The 15,257-nt window shown below is 72.1% G+C and carries 13 protein-coding genes; 5 read left to right on the top strand and 8 right to left on the bottom strand.

From position 1 onward, the window contains the following. Nucleotides 1–15: 15 nt before the first annotated feature. The 8 genes from ffh to ftsY all read right to left on the bottom strand — a co-directional run bounded on the left by ffh (nt 16) and on the right by ftsY (nt 10,228). The gene (gene ffh / locus ACQPZK_RS06770; protein ID WP_433537464.1) at nt 16–1,569 is read right to left on the bottom strand and encodes a signal recognition particle protein; all 1,554 of its coding nucleotides are present in this window, start codon (nt 1,567–1,569) and stop codon (nt 16–18) included. Between the two features lie 109 nt (nt 1,570–1,678). Continuing rightward, a complete protein-coding gene (locus tag ACQPZK_RS06765) occupies nt 1,679–2,335 on the bottom strand; it encodes a response regulator transcription factor (RefSeq protein WP_433537463.1) in 657 nt (218 codons plus the stop codon). Continuing rightward, a complete protein-coding gene (locus tag ACQPZK_RS06760; RefSeq protein ID WP_433537462.1) occupies nt 2,332–3,594 on the bottom strand; it encodes a sensor histidine kinase in 1,263 nt (420 codons plus the stop codon). Before ACQPZK_RS06760 ends, ACQPZK_RS06765 begins: the two co-directional genes overlap by 4 nt. 183 nt (nt 3,595–3,777) lie before the next feature. Further along, nucleotides 3,778–6,108 (bottom strand): [protein-PII] uridylyltransferase, encoded by a 2,331-nt coding sequence (locus ACQPZK_RS06755; protein WP_433537461.1) that lies wholly within the window; start codon nt 6,106–6,108, stop codon nt 3,778–3,780. Nucleotides 6,109–6,127: 19 nt separating this feature from the next. Then, on the bottom strand, nt 6,128–6,466 hold the full coding sequence (locus ACQPZK_RS06750; RefSeq protein WP_007456507.1) for a P-II family nitrogen regulator: 339 nt from the start codon (nt 6,464–6,466) through the stop codon (nt 6,128–6,130). A gap of 25 nt (nt 6,467–6,491) precedes the next feature. Beyond that, nucleotides 6,492–7,901: an ammonium transporter gene (locus tag ACQPZK_RS06745; RefSeq protein ID WP_433537460.1), complete on the bottom strand. Its 1,410-nt coding sequence runs from the start codon at nt 7,899–7,901 to the stop codon at nt 6,492–6,494. A 275-nt stretch (nt 7,902–8,176) separates the two neighbouring features. Continuing rightward, the gene (locus ACQPZK_RS06740; protein ID WP_433539127.1) at nt 8,177–9,016 is read right to left on the bottom strand and encodes a phosphotransferase; all 840 of its coding nucleotides are present in this window, start codon (nt 9,014–9,016) and stop codon (nt 8,177–8,179) included. Nucleotides 9,017–9,046: 30 nt separating this feature from the next. Continuing rightward, complete coding sequence (gene ftsY, locus ACQPZK_RS06735; protein ID WP_433537459.1) at nt 9,047–10,228, bottom strand: signal recognition particle-docking protein FtsY; 1,182 nt, start codon at nt 10,226–10,228, stop codon at nt 9,047–9,049. An 83-nt stretch (nt 10,229–10,311) separates the two neighbouring features. Between ftsY and ACQPZK_RS06730 the strand changes: the two genes are divergently transcribed. The 5 genes from ACQPZK_RS06730 (at nt 10,312) to ACQPZK_RS06710 (ending at nt 15,250) form a co-directional block, all read left to right on the top strand. After that, on the top strand, nt 10,312–12,024 hold the full coding sequence (locus ACQPZK_RS06730) for an alkaline phosphatase D family protein (RefSeq protein ID WP_433537458.1): 1,713 nt from the start codon (nt 10,312–10,314) through the stop codon (nt 12,022–12,024). 26 nt (nt 12,025–12,050) lie between these two features. Further along, the gene (locus ACQPZK_RS06725; protein ID WP_433537457.1) at nt 12,051–12,491 is read left to right on the top strand and encodes a MarR family winged helix-turn-helix transcriptional regulator; all 441 of its coding nucleotides are present in this window, start codon (nt 12,051–12,053) and stop codon (nt 12,489–12,491) included. Nucleotides 12,492–12,573: 82 nt separating this feature from the next. Continuing rightward, complete coding sequence (locus ACQPZK_RS06720) at nt 12,574–14,178, top strand: MDR family MFS transporter (RefSeq protein ID WP_433537456.1); 1,605 nt, start codon at nt 12,574–12,576, stop codon at nt 14,176–14,178. A gap of 9 nt (nt 14,179–14,187) precedes the next feature. Beyond that, the gene (locus ACQPZK_RS06715; protein WP_433537455.1) at nt 14,188–14,682 is read left to right on the top strand and encodes a universal stress protein; all 495 of its coding nucleotides are present in this window, start codon (nt 14,188–14,190) and stop codon (nt 14,680–14,682) included. 46 nt (nt 14,683–14,728) lie between these two features. Beyond that, nucleotides 14,729–15,250, top strand: a complete 522-nt coding sequence (locus tag ACQPZK_RS06710; RefSeq protein ID WP_433537454.1) for a DinB family protein — start codon at nt 14,729–14,731, stop codon at nt 15,248–15,250. The last annotated feature ends 7 nt before the right edge of the window (nt 15,251–15,257 follow it).

Raw genomic sequence — 15,257 nt, 5'->3', positions numbered from 1 at the left:
GGAAGGGTGCCCGCGTCAGCGCGGGCCCTTGTCGCCGCCCTTGCCGAACTTGTTGAAGTCGATCTTCGGGAGCTTGAAGCCGGGCGGGAGGCCCTGGCCAGCTGCCAGGTCGTTCGGGTCCATCCCCGGCGGGAGCTGTGGCATGCCACCCGGGAAGCCGGCCGGCATCCCGGCGCCGGTACGCGGACGACCGCCACCCTTGGTGCCCTTGCGCTTGTTCTTCGGGCTCTTGGTGGCCTTGCGCCGACCGCCGCCGGGCAGGCCCATCATGCCGCCCATCTGCTTCATCATCTTCTGCGCGTCGGCGAAGCGGTTGAGCAGCTGGTTGACGTCCATCACGGTGACCCCGGAGCCGTTGGCGATACGCGCCCGACGGGAGCCGTTGATGATCTTCGGGTTGGTGCGCTCGCCCGGGGTCATCGACCGGATGATCGCGGTGACCCGGTCGAAGTGGCTGTCGTCCAGCTCGGAGAGCTGGTCCTTCATCTGCCCCATGCCGGGCATCATGGCCAGCACGTTGGCGATCGGGCCCATCCGCCGCACCGCGATGAGCTGGTCGAGGAAGTCGTCCAGGGTGAACTGCTCGCCGCCCATCAGCTTGGCGGTCATCTTCTCCTTCTGATCGGAGTCGAAGGCCTGCTCGGCCTGCTCGATCAGAGTGAGGACGTCGCCCATGCCGAGGATCCGGCTGGCCATCCGGTCGGGGTGGAAGACGTCGAAGTCCTCCAGCTTCTCACCGGTGGACGCGAACAGGATCGGCTGCCCGGTGACCTCACGCACCGACAGCGCCGCGCCACCCCGGGCGTCGCCGTCGAGCTTTGACAGCACCACGCCGGTGATGCCGACGCCGTCGCGGAACGCCTCGGCGGTGCGGACGGCGTCCTGACCGACCATCGCGTCGATGACGAAGATGACCTCGTCCGGCGAGACGGCGTCGCGGATGTCGGCGGCCTGCTGCATCATCTCGGCGTCAATGCCGAGGCGGCCGGCGGTGTCGACGATGACGATGTCGCGGGCGGCGCGCTTGGCGTGCTCGATCGACGCGCGGGCGACCTGCACCGGGTCACCGGTGCCGTTGCCGGGCTCCGGGGCGTACACCTCGACACCGGCCCGACCACCGAGCACCTGGAGCTGCCCGACGGCGTTGGGGCGCTGAAGGTCGGCGGCGACCAGCAGCGGCTGGTGGCCCTGCCCCTTGAGCCAGCGGGCCAGCTTGCCGGCCAGGGTCGTCTTACCGGAACCCTGGAGGCCGGCCAGCATGATCACCGTGGGCGGCTGCTTGGCGAACTGGAGTCGCCGACCCTCGCCGCCGAGCACGTTGATGAGCTCTTCGTTGACGATCTTGATGATCTGCTGGGCCGGGTTGAGCGCCTGGGAGACCTCGGCGCTGCGAGCGCGCTCCTTCACGGCCGCGATGAAGCCCTTGACGACCGGCAGCGCGACGTCCGCCTCCAGCAGCGCGAGGCGGATCTCACGCGCGGTGGCGTCGATGTCGGCGTCGGTGAGCCGTCCCTTGCCGCGGAGCTTGGTGAAGATCCCGGACAGGCGGTCACTCAAGGTGTCAAACACGCGAACATCCCGTTTGTCAGTGTTCCGGCGGGCACAACGCGGCCGGCACTGCGGAGTCCGGCCACCGCTAGGGTAGCCGCCCGGCCGCAAGGCCGCTGGCGGCCCGGCCTCACCCCGAGACCAAGCCCGATTGGTACGCGAAGACGACGAGCTGGGCGCGGTCCCGGGCTCCCAGCTTGCCCATCGCCCGGCTGACGTGTGTCCGGGCGGTCGCCGGGCTGACCACCAACCGGGCGGCGATCTCCTCGTTGTTCAGTCCCTCACCGACCAGGGCCACCACCTGGCGTTCCCGATCGGTGAGCGTGTCCAGTCGGGGGTGCGGACGGGGTGCCCGTGACGGCCGAGTGGCGAACTCCCGCACCACCCGGCGGGTCACCGACGGCGACAACAGCGCCTCCCCCTCGGCGACCAACCGGATCGCGCGCAGCAGCTCCGGTGGCCGGGTGTCCTTGGTGAGGAACCCGCTCGCGCCGTGGCGCAGCGCGTCGAAGACGTACTCGTCCAGCTCGAAGGTGGTGAGCACCACCACCCGCGTACCGGTCAGGTCGGGATCGGCGACGATCCGGCGGGTCGCCTCGATCCCGTCGATGCCCGGCATCCGGATGTCCATCAGCACGACGTCCGGCCGCTCCCGCCGGGCCAGCTCGACCGCCCCCAGCCCGTCGGCGGCCTCGCCGGCGAGCGTCAGGTCATCCTCGCTCTCCACCAGCGCGCGCAGCCCGAGACGGACCAGGTCCTGGTCGTCGGCGATCAGCACCCGGATCACGGGGTCGGCTCCACCGGCAGCCGGGCCCACACGCGGAACCCGCCGGCCGGAAGCGGTCCGACGGTCAGCCGCCCGCCCAACGCCGTCACCCGCTCCCGCATGCCGGCCAGACCGTGTCCCCCGGCCTGTTCGCGCCCGCCGACCTGGCCATGCCCGCCGACCTGGCCATGCCCACCGACCTGGCCATGCCCACCGACCTGGCCGTGCCCGGCGGTCAGGTCGTGCCCGGCGGTCAGGTCGAGGTCACCGGCCGGGCCGAACCGGCCGCCGACGCCCCGGTCGGTGATCTCGACGGTCACCTCGTCGACCCGGTAGCCCACGGTCACCTCGGCGCGCGCCACCCCGGCGTGCCGCAGCACGTTCGTCAACGCCTCCTGCACCACCCGGTACGCGGCCAGGTCCACCGCCGCCGGCACCTCCCGCGGGTCACCGTCCAGGCGCAGGTCAACGGCGAGACCGGCACCCGCCAGGCGGTCGCGCAGTGCGGGGAGCCGCGCCAGACCAGGCACCGGTTCACGCTCCGCGCCCCGCCGCACGGCGCCCAACGTGACCCGCAGCTCGTCCAGCGCCTCCCGGCTGGTACGACTGATCGCGGTCAGCGCGATCTCCGCCTGCTCCGGCCGTTTCGGCAGCAGGTGCAGGGCGATCTCCGCCTGCATGCTGATCGCGGCCAACCCGTGCCCCACCACGTCGTGCACCTCCTGGGCGATGCGCAGCCGCTCCTCGTCGGCCTGCCGCCGGGCCAGCTCGGCACGCTCACGGGCCTCCTCGGCCCGGGTACGGACGGCAGCCTCCCGGCTGACCCGCACCACCACGCCCACCGCGAACGGTACGACCACCCAGGCCGACGCCGGCAGCACTCCGGACCAACCCGGCGCCGGCCCCCGGCCGACGAAGACGTGCGCCAGCAGCACCACGAACGCGCCGCCGGCGGCGAGCGCCGCCGGACGCACCGGCATTCGCACCGCCACGGTGTAGACCGCGAGCAGAAAGGCGAGCAGAACCGGCCCGTACGGGTAGCCGAGCACCAGGTACGTCGAGGTGGCGAGCGTGACCACGGCGAGGGTCGCCACCGGGGCTCGCCGCCGGAACAGCAGTGCGAGCGCGGCGAGCACGATCAGTGTCCGGCAGACTCGATCCACCGGCCGGGCCCCGGGCTGGTTGTCCCCGGCCAGGCCGGTGGCGAGCAACCCGAACACGAGCAGCGCCAGGGCGGGAAGGGCGTCGGCCGCCGTCCCCCGCCACCTGGTCCATCGCATGCTCGTCATTCTGCCCGCGGCGACGCCGCCGGGCGTGCGTCCGCGAGCGGCACCGCAGCTACGCCCCCGGACGTACTCACCGTCCGGGCGGTGATCGACTCCAGATCCCCGAAGTCGGGGTATCCAAGGCGGGTTGACAGCCCCATATCGGCGAACTCGTGTCGATCATGCCGACATCCCGGGTCAGACGGCGGCGAGGACCGCGGCCTCCAGGCGGGCCCGGGTGGCGTCGTCCGGCCAGCCGCCCACGAGGTAGAAGGCGTCGACGACGTCCGCGCCGAGGGTGGAGATCCGTGCGGCCCGGACCAGGGCGCCCGCCTCGTCCAGCGCGCCGGCCACCCGGTAGAGCAGTCCGGCGGCGTCGGCCGCGCGGAGTTCGAGCAGGACCGCGTCGGTGGCGGCCTCGCGGTGCCAGACGACCCGGGGAGCGGCGCCGCTGCCCCGGGCGGCGAGCGCCCGGCCGCGCAGTCGTTGGGTGACGGACACGTCGCCGGCGACCGCGCGGCGCAGGTCGGCGCGGAGCGGGACCGGGTCGGCCGGCAGGCCGTAGCGGGGTTGCACCCGGCACTCGACGAGCGCTCGACCGTCGACCACGGAGGCGTCGGCGGAGAGCACCTCCAGTCGGTGCAGGGCGAGGCAGCCGGCCACCGTGGCGAGCAGACCCCGCCGGTCGGCGGCGGCCACCGCCACCCGGTCGCCGGTCAGGTGGACGACCGGCAGCGGCCCGGCCAGCAGCGCCGGGTCGGGGGCCGGGGGCTCGGGCAGCACACCGGTGTCCAGCGCGGTACGGACGCGGGCGACCAGTTCGGCGACGAGTCGGCCCTTCCAGTCCGACCAGGCGGCCGGGCCGGTGGCGGCGGCGTCGGCGCGGACCAGGGCGTGCAGCAGGTCGAGCGTGCCGGTGTCGCCGACCGCCTCGGCGACCGACGCGATGGTCACCGGGTCCGCGAGATCCCGCCGGGTGGCGACGTCCGGCAGGAGCAGGTGCAGCCGGACGAGCGTGCCGATCAGCGCCACCTCCGGGGCGGGCAGCCCGACCCGGGTCGCCACCGTCTCGGCGAGCGGCACCCCGACGGTGCTGTGGTCGCCGGGCAGGCCCTTGCCGATGTCGTGCAGCAGGGCGCCGAGCAGCAGCAGGTCGGGACGGTCCACCTCGCGGGCGTGCCGGCTGGCCTCGTAGGCGGCCTGCACGAGGTGCCGGTCGAGGGTGTAGCGGTGCACCGGGTTGTGCTGGGGCAGGCTCCGCAGCCGGGTCCACTCGGGCAGCCAGCCGTCCACAAGCCCGTACCTGTCACAGGTTTCCCAGGCGGGCACCAGGCCGGGACCGGCGCCCAGCAGCGTGGTGAGCGCGGCCCGGGCCTCGGCCGGCCAGGGCGCGGGCAGCGGGGGGCAGTACGCGGCCAGCCACTCGCAGGTGGCCCGCGCGATGGGCAGCCGGGTGGTGGCCGCAGCGGCGGCCACCCGCAGGGACAGGCTCGGGTCGGGACGCGCGCCGATGGCTGTCCGGGCCAGCACCAGCTCACCGTCGTGCTCGACCACGTCCCGGGCGACGGGCCGGCGCACCGGAGTGCCGTTGCCACCCCGGGACCGGCCCGAGCGCAGCCGGTCAGCCGCGCGGAAGGCGTCGTCGAGGGCGTGGCTGACCGTGCGCGCGTCCCCGGCCACCCGTCGCAGGAGGGCGTCGCCGTCCTCCACGACGGCTCCAGGCCGCCGCGCGGCGTCAGACGCGCCGGGCTGGAGTTGTCGTAGGCCGAGCAGTGCGGCGACGCCGTCGCGTTCCTGGGCGACCAGTCGGTCGACCCGGCGGCCGACCTGCTGGTGCAGCGCGTCACGCGTATCCAGCAGCCGCAGGTGGGCGGCACGGACGGCGGGACGTAGCGCGTCGGTGATCCCGGCGGCCGAGATCGCGCGCAGCAGCCCCACGTCGCGCAGGCCGCCCGCGGCTTCCTTGAGGTCGCCTTCGAGGAGGAAGGCCAACTCGCCGTGCGCCTGCCAGCGGGCGACGGTGATCTCACGCAGACCCGGGAGCTGCCGCACGGCGGTCCGCCGCCAGTGGTCGGCGGCGGTGCGGGTCAGGGCGTCGGCCAGGGTCTGGTCGCCGGCCACCAGGCGGGCGTCGAGCAGCCCGAGGGCGACCTTGACATCGTCCTGGGCCACCGACAGGGCCTCGGAGACGGTCCGCACGGAGTGGTCCAGGCGTAGTCCGGCGTCCCAGATCGGGTACCAGACGGAGGCGGCCAACTCGTCCGTGCCGGGCACTCCGGCGTGCAGCAGCACCAGGTCGAGGTCGCCGTAGGGGGCGCACTGCCGCCGCCCCAGGCCACCGACGGCCATCAGCGCGACACCGTCGCGCGGCGGCAGCAACCCACGCAGGTACTCGTCGTACGCGGCCGCCCGCCCCACTCGGGCGGCCTCCCCGATCCCCCCGGGTACGCCGACGACCTCGTTGATCAAGAAGTTCGCGTCACCGCTGTCGGTGTTTCCTGACGCGTTCTTCTTGATCAACGAGGTCATCTCTCAGTCGTGGTCCGGATCAGAGGGCGTCGAGGCCGCGCTCGCCGGTACGGACCCGGACGACCTCCTCGACACCGGTGACCCAGACCTTGCCGTCGCCGATCTTGCCCGTACGGGCGGCACCGACGATGGCGTCCACGATCTTTTCCACGTCGATCTCGTCGGTGAGCACCTCGACCCGGATCTTGGGCAGGAACTCGACCGTGTACTCGGCACCCCGGTAGACCTCGGTGTGCCCCTTCTGCCGTCCGTACCCCTGGACCTCGCTGACGGTCAGCCCGGCCACGCCCAGGGCGTGCAGAGCCTCCTTCACCGCGTCCAGCTGGTACGGCTTGATGACCGCGGTCACCAGCTTCATGTCCAACCCCTCCATCTAAGGAACGTTAACCGGCGACCTTGGCGCTGACCGGCTCGGTGGAGTCGGTCTCGGGAGCGGCGGTGCTCGGCGCGCCACTGGAGGTGCCGATGCCGGCCATCGCGAACGCGCCGCCCGTGCCGCCACCGGCCGGGGACAGGTCGTAGCTGCTCTCGGCGTGCTCGGCGATGTCGATGCCCTCGACCTCGGCCTCGTTCTTGACGCGGAAGCCGATCGTCTTCTCGATGACGAAGGCGAGCACCCAGGCGATGCCGAACGACCAGGCGGTGACGATGACGCCGGCCAGGGCCTGCCGGCCGAGCTGGGTGACCCCGCCGCCGTAGAACAGACCGTCGGAGGCGCCGACCACGTCGCTGATCGCGGCGTTGACCGAGTTGGTGGCGAACAGGCCGAGCCAGAGCGAGCCGATCCAACCACCGACGAAGTGCACGCCGACCACGTCGAGCGAGTCGTCGTAGCCCAGCTTGTACTTGAGGCTGACGGCGAGCGCGCACACCACACCGGCGACGATGCCGAGCAGGACGGACGCCCACGGGGCGATGAAGCCACAGGCCGGGGTGATCGCGACCAGGCCGGCGACCGCGCCGGACGAGGCGCCGACCATCGTCGGCTTGCGGTCCTTGATCCACTCGACCGCGATCCAGCCGAGCACCGCGGCGGCGGTGGCGAGCTGGGTGTTGATGAAGGCGAGGCCGGCGACCGAGTCGACGGTCAGCTCCGAGCCGGCGTTGAACCCGAACCACCCGAACCACAGCAGACCGGCGCCGAGCGCGACGAGCGGGATGTTGTGCGGCTTCATGCCCTCGCGGGGCCAGCCGAGGCGCTTGCCGAGCACCAGCGCCACGGCCAGGGCCGCCGCACCGGCGTTGATGTGCACCGCGGTGCCACCGGCGAAGTCCAGCGCGTGGATGTCGGCGCCGATGATGCCGCCGCCCCACACCCAGTGCGCGACCGGGAAGTAGACCAGGGTGGCCCAGCCGAACGCGAACAGCAGCCAGCCGGCGAACTTCGCCCGGTCGGCGATCGCGCCGCTGATCAGGGCGACGGTGATCACGGCGAAGACCATCTGGAAGGCCATGAACACGTAGAGCGGAATCCCGATGCCGCTGGGGTTCTCCGCCGTGGCGCCCCACAGGTCGGTCTCGGCGAGGAAGGTCTTGGTGCCGAGGTACGCGCCCGGGTCGCCCCAGAAACCGTTCACGTCGGTCCCGAAGGCGACGCTGAAGCCGTAGAACCACCACAGAACAGAGATGAGCCCGATGGCGGAGAAGCTCATCATCATCATGTTGAGTACGCCCTTGGCCCGGTTGAGGCCGCCGTAGAACAGCGCCAGTCCGGGGGTCATGAGCAGCACGAGCGCGGTCGAAACCAGCAGCCACGTGGTATTGGCGCCGTCGATCGTCGGTGCTTCAGGCACGCTGGCCTCCTAAAGGTGAAGTCCTCCTTCGCGGCTTTCCGGGGCAGCGTCGCCCGTAGGCCGGTTGCGCGGAAGCTTTGTTGCCGGCTGTTTCACCCAGGGTCCCGTGCGGGTTTCCAATTCGTGACGGGTTGTTTCGTACGTGTCACGAAGTCCGCACAGTGCGCGGCATGGACAGGGGTGGATCGCCCGGACGGCGTACGTCGATGGCTGACCGGTCAGGCTCATCGACCAGCTCGCTCACCACGACCAGCCGGGCATCGTCCAATCCGCGCTCAGCGGAGGGCGTTCTCCAGAGCGTGCCGCTCGTAGTCGAGCAGCCGCAGGTCGCGCATCGGACGCCGCAGATGCCCCTTGTGCACGATCCGGACGAACGCCGGCTCACCGGCTGCGGCCATCCGCCGGATGCCCTCGACGTGGTCCACGATCCGCTTGCGGATGGTGCGGATCAGCCGGTGCCGGTCCCGCGGGATCAGCCCGTACGCGTCGGCGAAGAGACGTAGCCGACGCGGCCGGTCCGGGTGCTTCCAGCCCAGCGTTATCGAGTCCCGGTCGGCGAAGATCGGCACCCAGGTCCACGCCGCGTACGCCACGTCGTAGATCCGCGCGCCCGGCGAGGCGAGGTCGAAGTCGATCAGCCCGAGGGTGCCGTCCGGACGCCAGATCACGTTGTGCGGCGCGGCGTCGTGGTGGCAGATCACCTCGGTGTCCGGTGGTGGAGGCCCGAACGAGCGCCAGACGGCGCCGGCCGGCGGGGCGAAGCCGTACTGGGCGTCGTGGAACATCCGCAGCATGGTGGCGACGGTGACCAGCGCCTCGTCGGTCACCCAGTGCGGGGCGAGCGGGTACTCCCCGCACTCCCCTTCCAGGTACGACAGCACCTCACGGTTGCGCTCGTCCATCCCGAGCGCCCGGGGAGCGCCGGTGAAGCCGACGTACTCCAGGTGCCGGAGCAGGGCGTGCACGGACGGGGTCCACGGTCCGGCGTTGCGACGGACCGTGTCGCCGACCCGGACCACGGTGCTCACGTTGCCGCCGTGCAGCGGGATCTCCTGCGAAGTCACGTACGGTCTCCCGAGGCGCTGCGAGGAATGGCCGGGGTCACGCCAGCCCACGTACGCGCGATCGTCACTGGTCACCCGAGACTACGCGTCCCGTCCAGCGGGCTCGGTGCCCAGCAGCGCGTCGACGAACTGCGCGGGGTCGAACGGCGCGAGGTCGTCCTTGCCCTCACCGAGGCCGACGAGCTTCACCGGGATGCCCAGCTTGCGCTGTACGGCGATCACGATGCCGCCCTTGGCGGTGCCGTCGAGCTTGGTCAGCACCACGCCGGTCACGTTGACCACCTCGGTGAAGACCCGGGCCTGCTCCAGACCGTTCTGGCCGGTCGTGGCGTCGAGGATGAGCAGCGTCTCGTCGATCGGGCCCTGCTTCTCCACGACGCGCTTGACCTTGCCCAGCTCGTCCATCAGGCCGACCTTGTTCTGCAGACGACCGGCGGTGTCGATGAGCACCGTGTCCACGCCGGTGTCGATGCCGCGTTTGACGGCGTCGAACGCGACGCTGGCCGGGTCGGCCGCCTCGGGACCCCGGACGGTCTCCGCGCCGACCCGCTCGCCCCACGTCTGCAACTGGTCGGCGGCGGCGGCCCGGAAGGTGTCGGCGGCGCCGAGCAGCACGGTACGGCCGTCGGCGACCAGCACCCGGGCGATCTTGCCGCAGGTGGTGGTCTTGCCGGCGCCGTTGACGCCGACGACCAGCACCACCGCCGGCACGCCGTCCTTCGGGGCGGTCCGCAGCGAACGGTCCATGCCGGGGTCGAGGGCGTTGACCAGCTCGGCGGCGAGCAGCGCGCGCAGCTCGCCGGGCGAGCGGGTGCCCAGCACCCGGGTGCGCTCCCGCAGCCGGTCGACGATGTCGCGGGTCGCGTCCACGCCGACGTCGGCGGTGATCAGGCTGTCCTCGATCTCCTCCCAGACGTCCTCGTCGAGGTGGTCGCGGGCGAGCAGGCCGAGCAGGCCCTTGCCGAAGACGTTCTGCGAACGCGAGAGCCGTGACCGGAGCCGGACCAGCCGCCCGGCGGTCGGCTCGGGCACCTCGACCTGCGGTTCGAGCACCGGCGGCGGCTCGACCAGGACGCCGGTGGACAGATCGGACTCCGGTGCCTCGACCGGCGGACCGGCGAGATCCTCTTCGGCCCGGGTGTCGACCTCGGTGCGCGGGAGCGGAGGCTCGGGCCGCCGCCGCAGACGGGGCACGACCAGCCCGACTGTGCCGGCGATCAGCACACCGAGCAGGACCAGAGCGAGGACGAGATATTCGGCCATGCCGGAATCCTGTCAGATGCCGGCGACGGCGTCCCAGCCACCGCACCCGGCCGGTCCCCGGAAACCGGCGGTAGGCTCGCGTCATGCCCGCCGCACACCTCCTGATCGGCCCACTGCTGCGGCGAGTGGTCGACACCCGGGCGACGATCTGGGTAGAGACCGCAGCGCCCGCCGTGGTCACCGTCCGCACCGCCGACGGCGCCACCGGCACCGCACCCACCTTCTCGGCGTACGACCACCACTACGCCCTCGTCGTGGTGGAGGGCCTCACCCCGGACAGCGAGACCACCTACGAGGTGCTGGTCGACGACGAGCTGGTCTGGCCGGTGGAGAGCAGCGGCTTCCCGCCCAGCGTCATCCGCACCCGGGCGGTCGACGACCTGGACCAGCCGGTCAACATGATCTTCGGTTCGTGTCGGGAGACCACCCAGCACGCCACCACCCGCAAGCTCCCGCCGGACGCCCTGGACGCGTACGCCCGGCGGTTGATGGCCGACCCGGAGTCGAATCCGCCGCCCGACCTGCTGGTCCTGCTCGGTGACCAGGTGTACGCCGACGAGACCTCACCGACCGTGCGGCGGCTGCTGCGCCGACGCCGGCGGCGTCCCAAGGGCGCTCCGGCCGACCAGGTGGTGAGCTTCGACGAGTACACGAAGCTTTACCTGGAGTCGTGGCGCGACCCGGAGATCCGCTGGCTGCTCTCCACCGTGCCGAGCGTGATGATCTTCGACGATCACGAGATCATCGACGACTGGAACACCTCGGCGTCGTGGCGTGCCGAGATGCGCGAGCAGCCGTGGTGGGCCGAACGGATCGGCAGCGGGCTGGCCTCGTACTGGGTCTACCAGCACCTGGGCAACCTCGCGCCGGACGAGATCGCCGCCGACCCGGTCTACGCCAAGGTCGTCGCCGCCGAGGACGCCACCGGCGTGCTGCGCGAGTTCGGGCACCGGGTCGACCAGGAGGCCGACCTGGCGCACGACACCGAGCGCTGGCGGGCCGTGCAGTACCAGTGGAGCTACGCGCTCGACCTGGGGCGTACCCGACTGGTCATGCTCGACAACCGGTGCAGCCGCGTGCTGGAGCCGGGGAGCCGGGCGATGCTGCCGCCGGGCGAGTGGTCGTGGTTCCTCGACCAGGCGCACGGCGTCTACGACCACCTGGTGGTGGGCGCCTCGCTGCCCTGGCTGCTGCCCCAGGGCATCCACCACATCGAGGCGTGGAACGAGAAGCTGGCCGACTCGCGCCGACCGTGGGTGGCCCGGACGGCCGAGAAGCTGCGCCGGGCTCTCGACCTGGAGCACTGGGCCGCGTTCCGGCGGTCCTTCGAGGCGCTCGGTGAGACGTTCGCCCGGATCGGCACCGGCACGCCGAGGGAATCGGGCGCACGGGTCGGCGCCGGCCCGGCATACGCCCCACCGGCGTCGATCAGCGTGCTCTCCGGCGACGTGCACCACTCGTACGTCGCCCGGGCGCGGTTCGCCGACCCCGCAGTGGTCACGCCCGTACACCAGCTCACCTGCTCGCCGATCCACAACCAGGTGCCGGCGGGCATCCGACCGCTGATGAAGATGGGTTGGTCGTCGGGGCCGGCGGGCGCGACGCGGGCACTGGCCCGCTCGGCGGGTGTCCGGCGGCCGGGCGTGCGCTGGCGCAAGCTGGCGGGCCCCTACTTCGGCAACGCCGTCGCCACGCTGACCCATCGGGGCCGGCAGGCCGACGTGGTCATCGAGGGCACCACCAGCGACGGACACCTACGCCCCGTGATGAGTCGACGCCTCTCGGGCAACGGGTGACCTGGCCCCGCCGTACTCTCTAGGCCGTGAGCGAGCATCAGCCGGAGCCGATCCGGGCCGTCGAGCACGAGCTGACGGCGCTGCTGCGCCGGGGGCGGGCGGTCTCCTGGGAGATCGCCCGAGAGGTGCACCCGACCCTCGAACCGAACACCTACGGACTGCTGCTCTGGTTGCGACGCAGCGGGTCGATCCGGCTGACCGAGCTGGCCGCGCGGCTGGGCGTGGGCAAGGGGACGCTCAGCCGGCAGATCAACGGCTTGGAGGCCCTCGGCCTGGTGCGCCGCGAGCCCGACCCGAGTGACCGGCGGGCGGCGCAGATCAGCCTCACCGAGGAGGGCCAGCGGCGGTTCGACGTGGCCCGGTCCGCCCGGTTGGGCGAGTTCCTCCGCACGCTTGACGACTGGCCGACCCGGGACGTGGAGGAGTTCGCCCGGCTCCTCGGCCGCTTCAACGATTCCTGGAAATGACCCGCGAGGCGGGGAATGTCGCCGCCGTCCGCCAAGTTGTTGCTTGAGGCAACCAAAGCGTACAGGCTGGAGGCACCACACGATGAGCCAGGCGACAGCGTCCCGAGCGCCCGCCGTCGACATGACCCACCGGCAGATCCTGGAGGCCCTCTCCGGCCTCCTGCTGGGCATGTTCGTCGCGATCCTCTCCTCCACGGTCGTCTCGAACGCACTGCCGCGGATCATCACGGAGCTGCACGGTGGTCAGTCCGCCTACACCTGGGTGGTCACCTCGGCGCTGCTCGCGACCACCGCGACCACCCCGATATGGGGCAAACTGGCCGATCTGACCAGCAAGAAGACACTCGTCCAACTCGCCCTGGGTATCTACGTCCTGGGCTCGGTGCTGGCCGGCCTGGCACAGGGCACCAGCGAGTTGATCGCGTGCCGGGTGCTCCAGGGCGTCGGCGCCGGTGGCCTCACCGCCCTGGCGCAGGTGATCATGGCGACGATGATCGCGCCGCGCGAGCGTGGCCGCTACAGCGGCTACCTCGGGGCCGTGATGGCGGTCGGCACCATCGGCGGACCGCTGATCGGCGGCGTGATCGTCGACACCTCGTGGCTCGGCTGGCGCTGGTGCTTCTACGTCGGCGTGCCCTTCGCCATCGCCGCGCTGGTCGTACTTCAGAAGACCCTGCACCTGCCGGTGGTCAAGCGCAGGGCGCAGATCGACTGGTGGGGCGCCACCCTGATCACGGCGGCGGTCTCGGTGCTGCTGATCTGGGTCTCCCTGGCCGGCGACCAGTTCGCCTGGGCGTCCTGGCAGACCGCCGTGATGATCCTCGGCGCGCTGCTCCTCGGCGCGCTCGCCATCCGGGTGGAGACCCGGGCCGCCGAGCCGATGATCCCGCCGCGGCTGTTCCGCAACCGCACCATCACCCTCGCCGTCGTCGCCAGCGTCGCGGTGGGCGTGGGCCTGTTCGGCGCGTCGATCTTCCTCGGCCAGTACTTCCAGATCAGCCGGGGCGAGTCGCCGACGATGGCCGGCCTGATGACCCTGCCGATGATCCTCGGCCTGCTGGTCGCCTCGACCGTGGGCGGACGGATCATCACGAAGACCGGCCGCTGGAAGCGGTTCCTGGTGCTCGGCTCGGCGCTGCTCACCGTCGGCTTCGCCCTCATGGGCACCCTGCGCGCGGACACCAGCTACACCCTGCTCAGCGTCTACATGCTGCTGGTCGGCGTCGGCCTGGGCCTCACCATGCAGAACCTCGTCCTCGCCGTGCAGAACACCGTCGGCACGCACGAGCTCGGCGCGGCCAGCTCGGTGGTGGCGTTCTTCCGCAGCCTGGGCGGCGCGATCGGCGTCTCCGCCCTCGGCGCGGTCCTCGCCCACAAGGTCAAGGACTACACCGCGGACGGACTGGCCCAGCTCGGCATCCCCGCGTCCAGCTCCGGCAGCGGCGGCACCCTGCCCGACGTGCACACCCTGCCCGGACCGCTGCGGCTGGTGGTGGAGGCCGCGTACGGCCACGGCGCCGGTGACATCTTCCTGGCCGCCGCCCCGTTCGCGCTGATCGCGTTGATCGCCGTGCTCTTCATCAAGGAGGTACCGCTGCGGCTGCACAACGCCGGTCCGGTTTCCGGCACGGGCGAGCGGGAATCGAACAATGTCGTGGACGCGGTACCCGCCGACGGGCAGAGGTGAGGTGAAGCCATGAGCGTGGGAGCACCGGACCGCGAGGAGTACGGCCCTCGGGTCAGCTCGCTTCCCTTCGAGCGCGGCACCGACGGCCCGCGGGTGATCATGGTGGGCGTCGACGGCACACGTACCTCCGGGCGGGCCGGCTCCTACGCCGCCGGGCTGGCCCGCCGGCAGGGCGCCGCTCTGGTGGTGGTCTTCGTCAGCTCGGCGAGCGGCCTCACCTCCCTGGTGCCCGGGATGGACGCCGGCGCGGTCCAGCGCACCCACGACGAGCTGGCCGACGAACTGCGCCGGGAGTGCCGTCGCGGGGCCGAGCAGTTGGGCATCCCGGTGACGCTGCTCTGCCGGCGCGGTGACGCGTTCACCGAGCTGTGCGCGGCGGCCGACGAGTTCCGGGCGGACATGGTGGTGGTGGGCGCGTCGGAGCAGGCCGGCCACCGACTGGTCGGCTCGGTCGCCACCCGACTGGTCCGCAAGGGCCACTGGCCGGTCGTCGTGGTGCCCTGAAATAACCCGTCGCGGACGGTCACACGTCCCGGGCAGGATGCGCGCCATGACATGGACCGCACCGGAGATCACCCGGACCCCCGAACCGTACGTCGGCGACGAGCGCACCATGCTCGACGGCTGGCTCGACTACCACCGGCAGACGCTGCTGCTCAAGTGCGCCGGCCTGACCGAGGAGCAGTTGCGCACCCCGAGCGTGGCGCCCTCCGGGCTCACCCTGCTCGGCCTGGTCCGGCATCTCGCCGAGGTGGAGGCGTGGTGGTTCCGGGAGTGCTTCGCCGGCGAGCGGGTCGACTACCCGTACTTCACGCCCGACAACCCGGACGCCGACCACGACGTGAGCGCCGCCGACGCCGAGAAGGACTTCGCCACCTTCCACCGCGAGGTGGCGCTGGCCCGCGCGGCCGCCGCCGGGCGCTCGCTCGACGAGACGTTCACCGAGGTCGGCCCGAAGAAGCGCACCTTCAACCTGCGCTGGGTGTACGTGCACATGATCGAGGAGTACGCCCGGCACAACGGCCACGCCGACCTGCTCCGGGAACGCATCGACGGCGTCACCGGCGAGTAAGCGCCCC

The organism is Micromonospora sp. CA-249363 (assembly GCF_050950185.1).
GTDB lineage: Bacteria > Actinomycetota > Actinomycetes > Mycobacteriales > Micromonosporaceae > Micromonospora.
The sequence above is the reverse complement of the archived record's forward strand: the minus strand, read 5'-3'. Positions and strand labels throughout refer to the sequence as shown.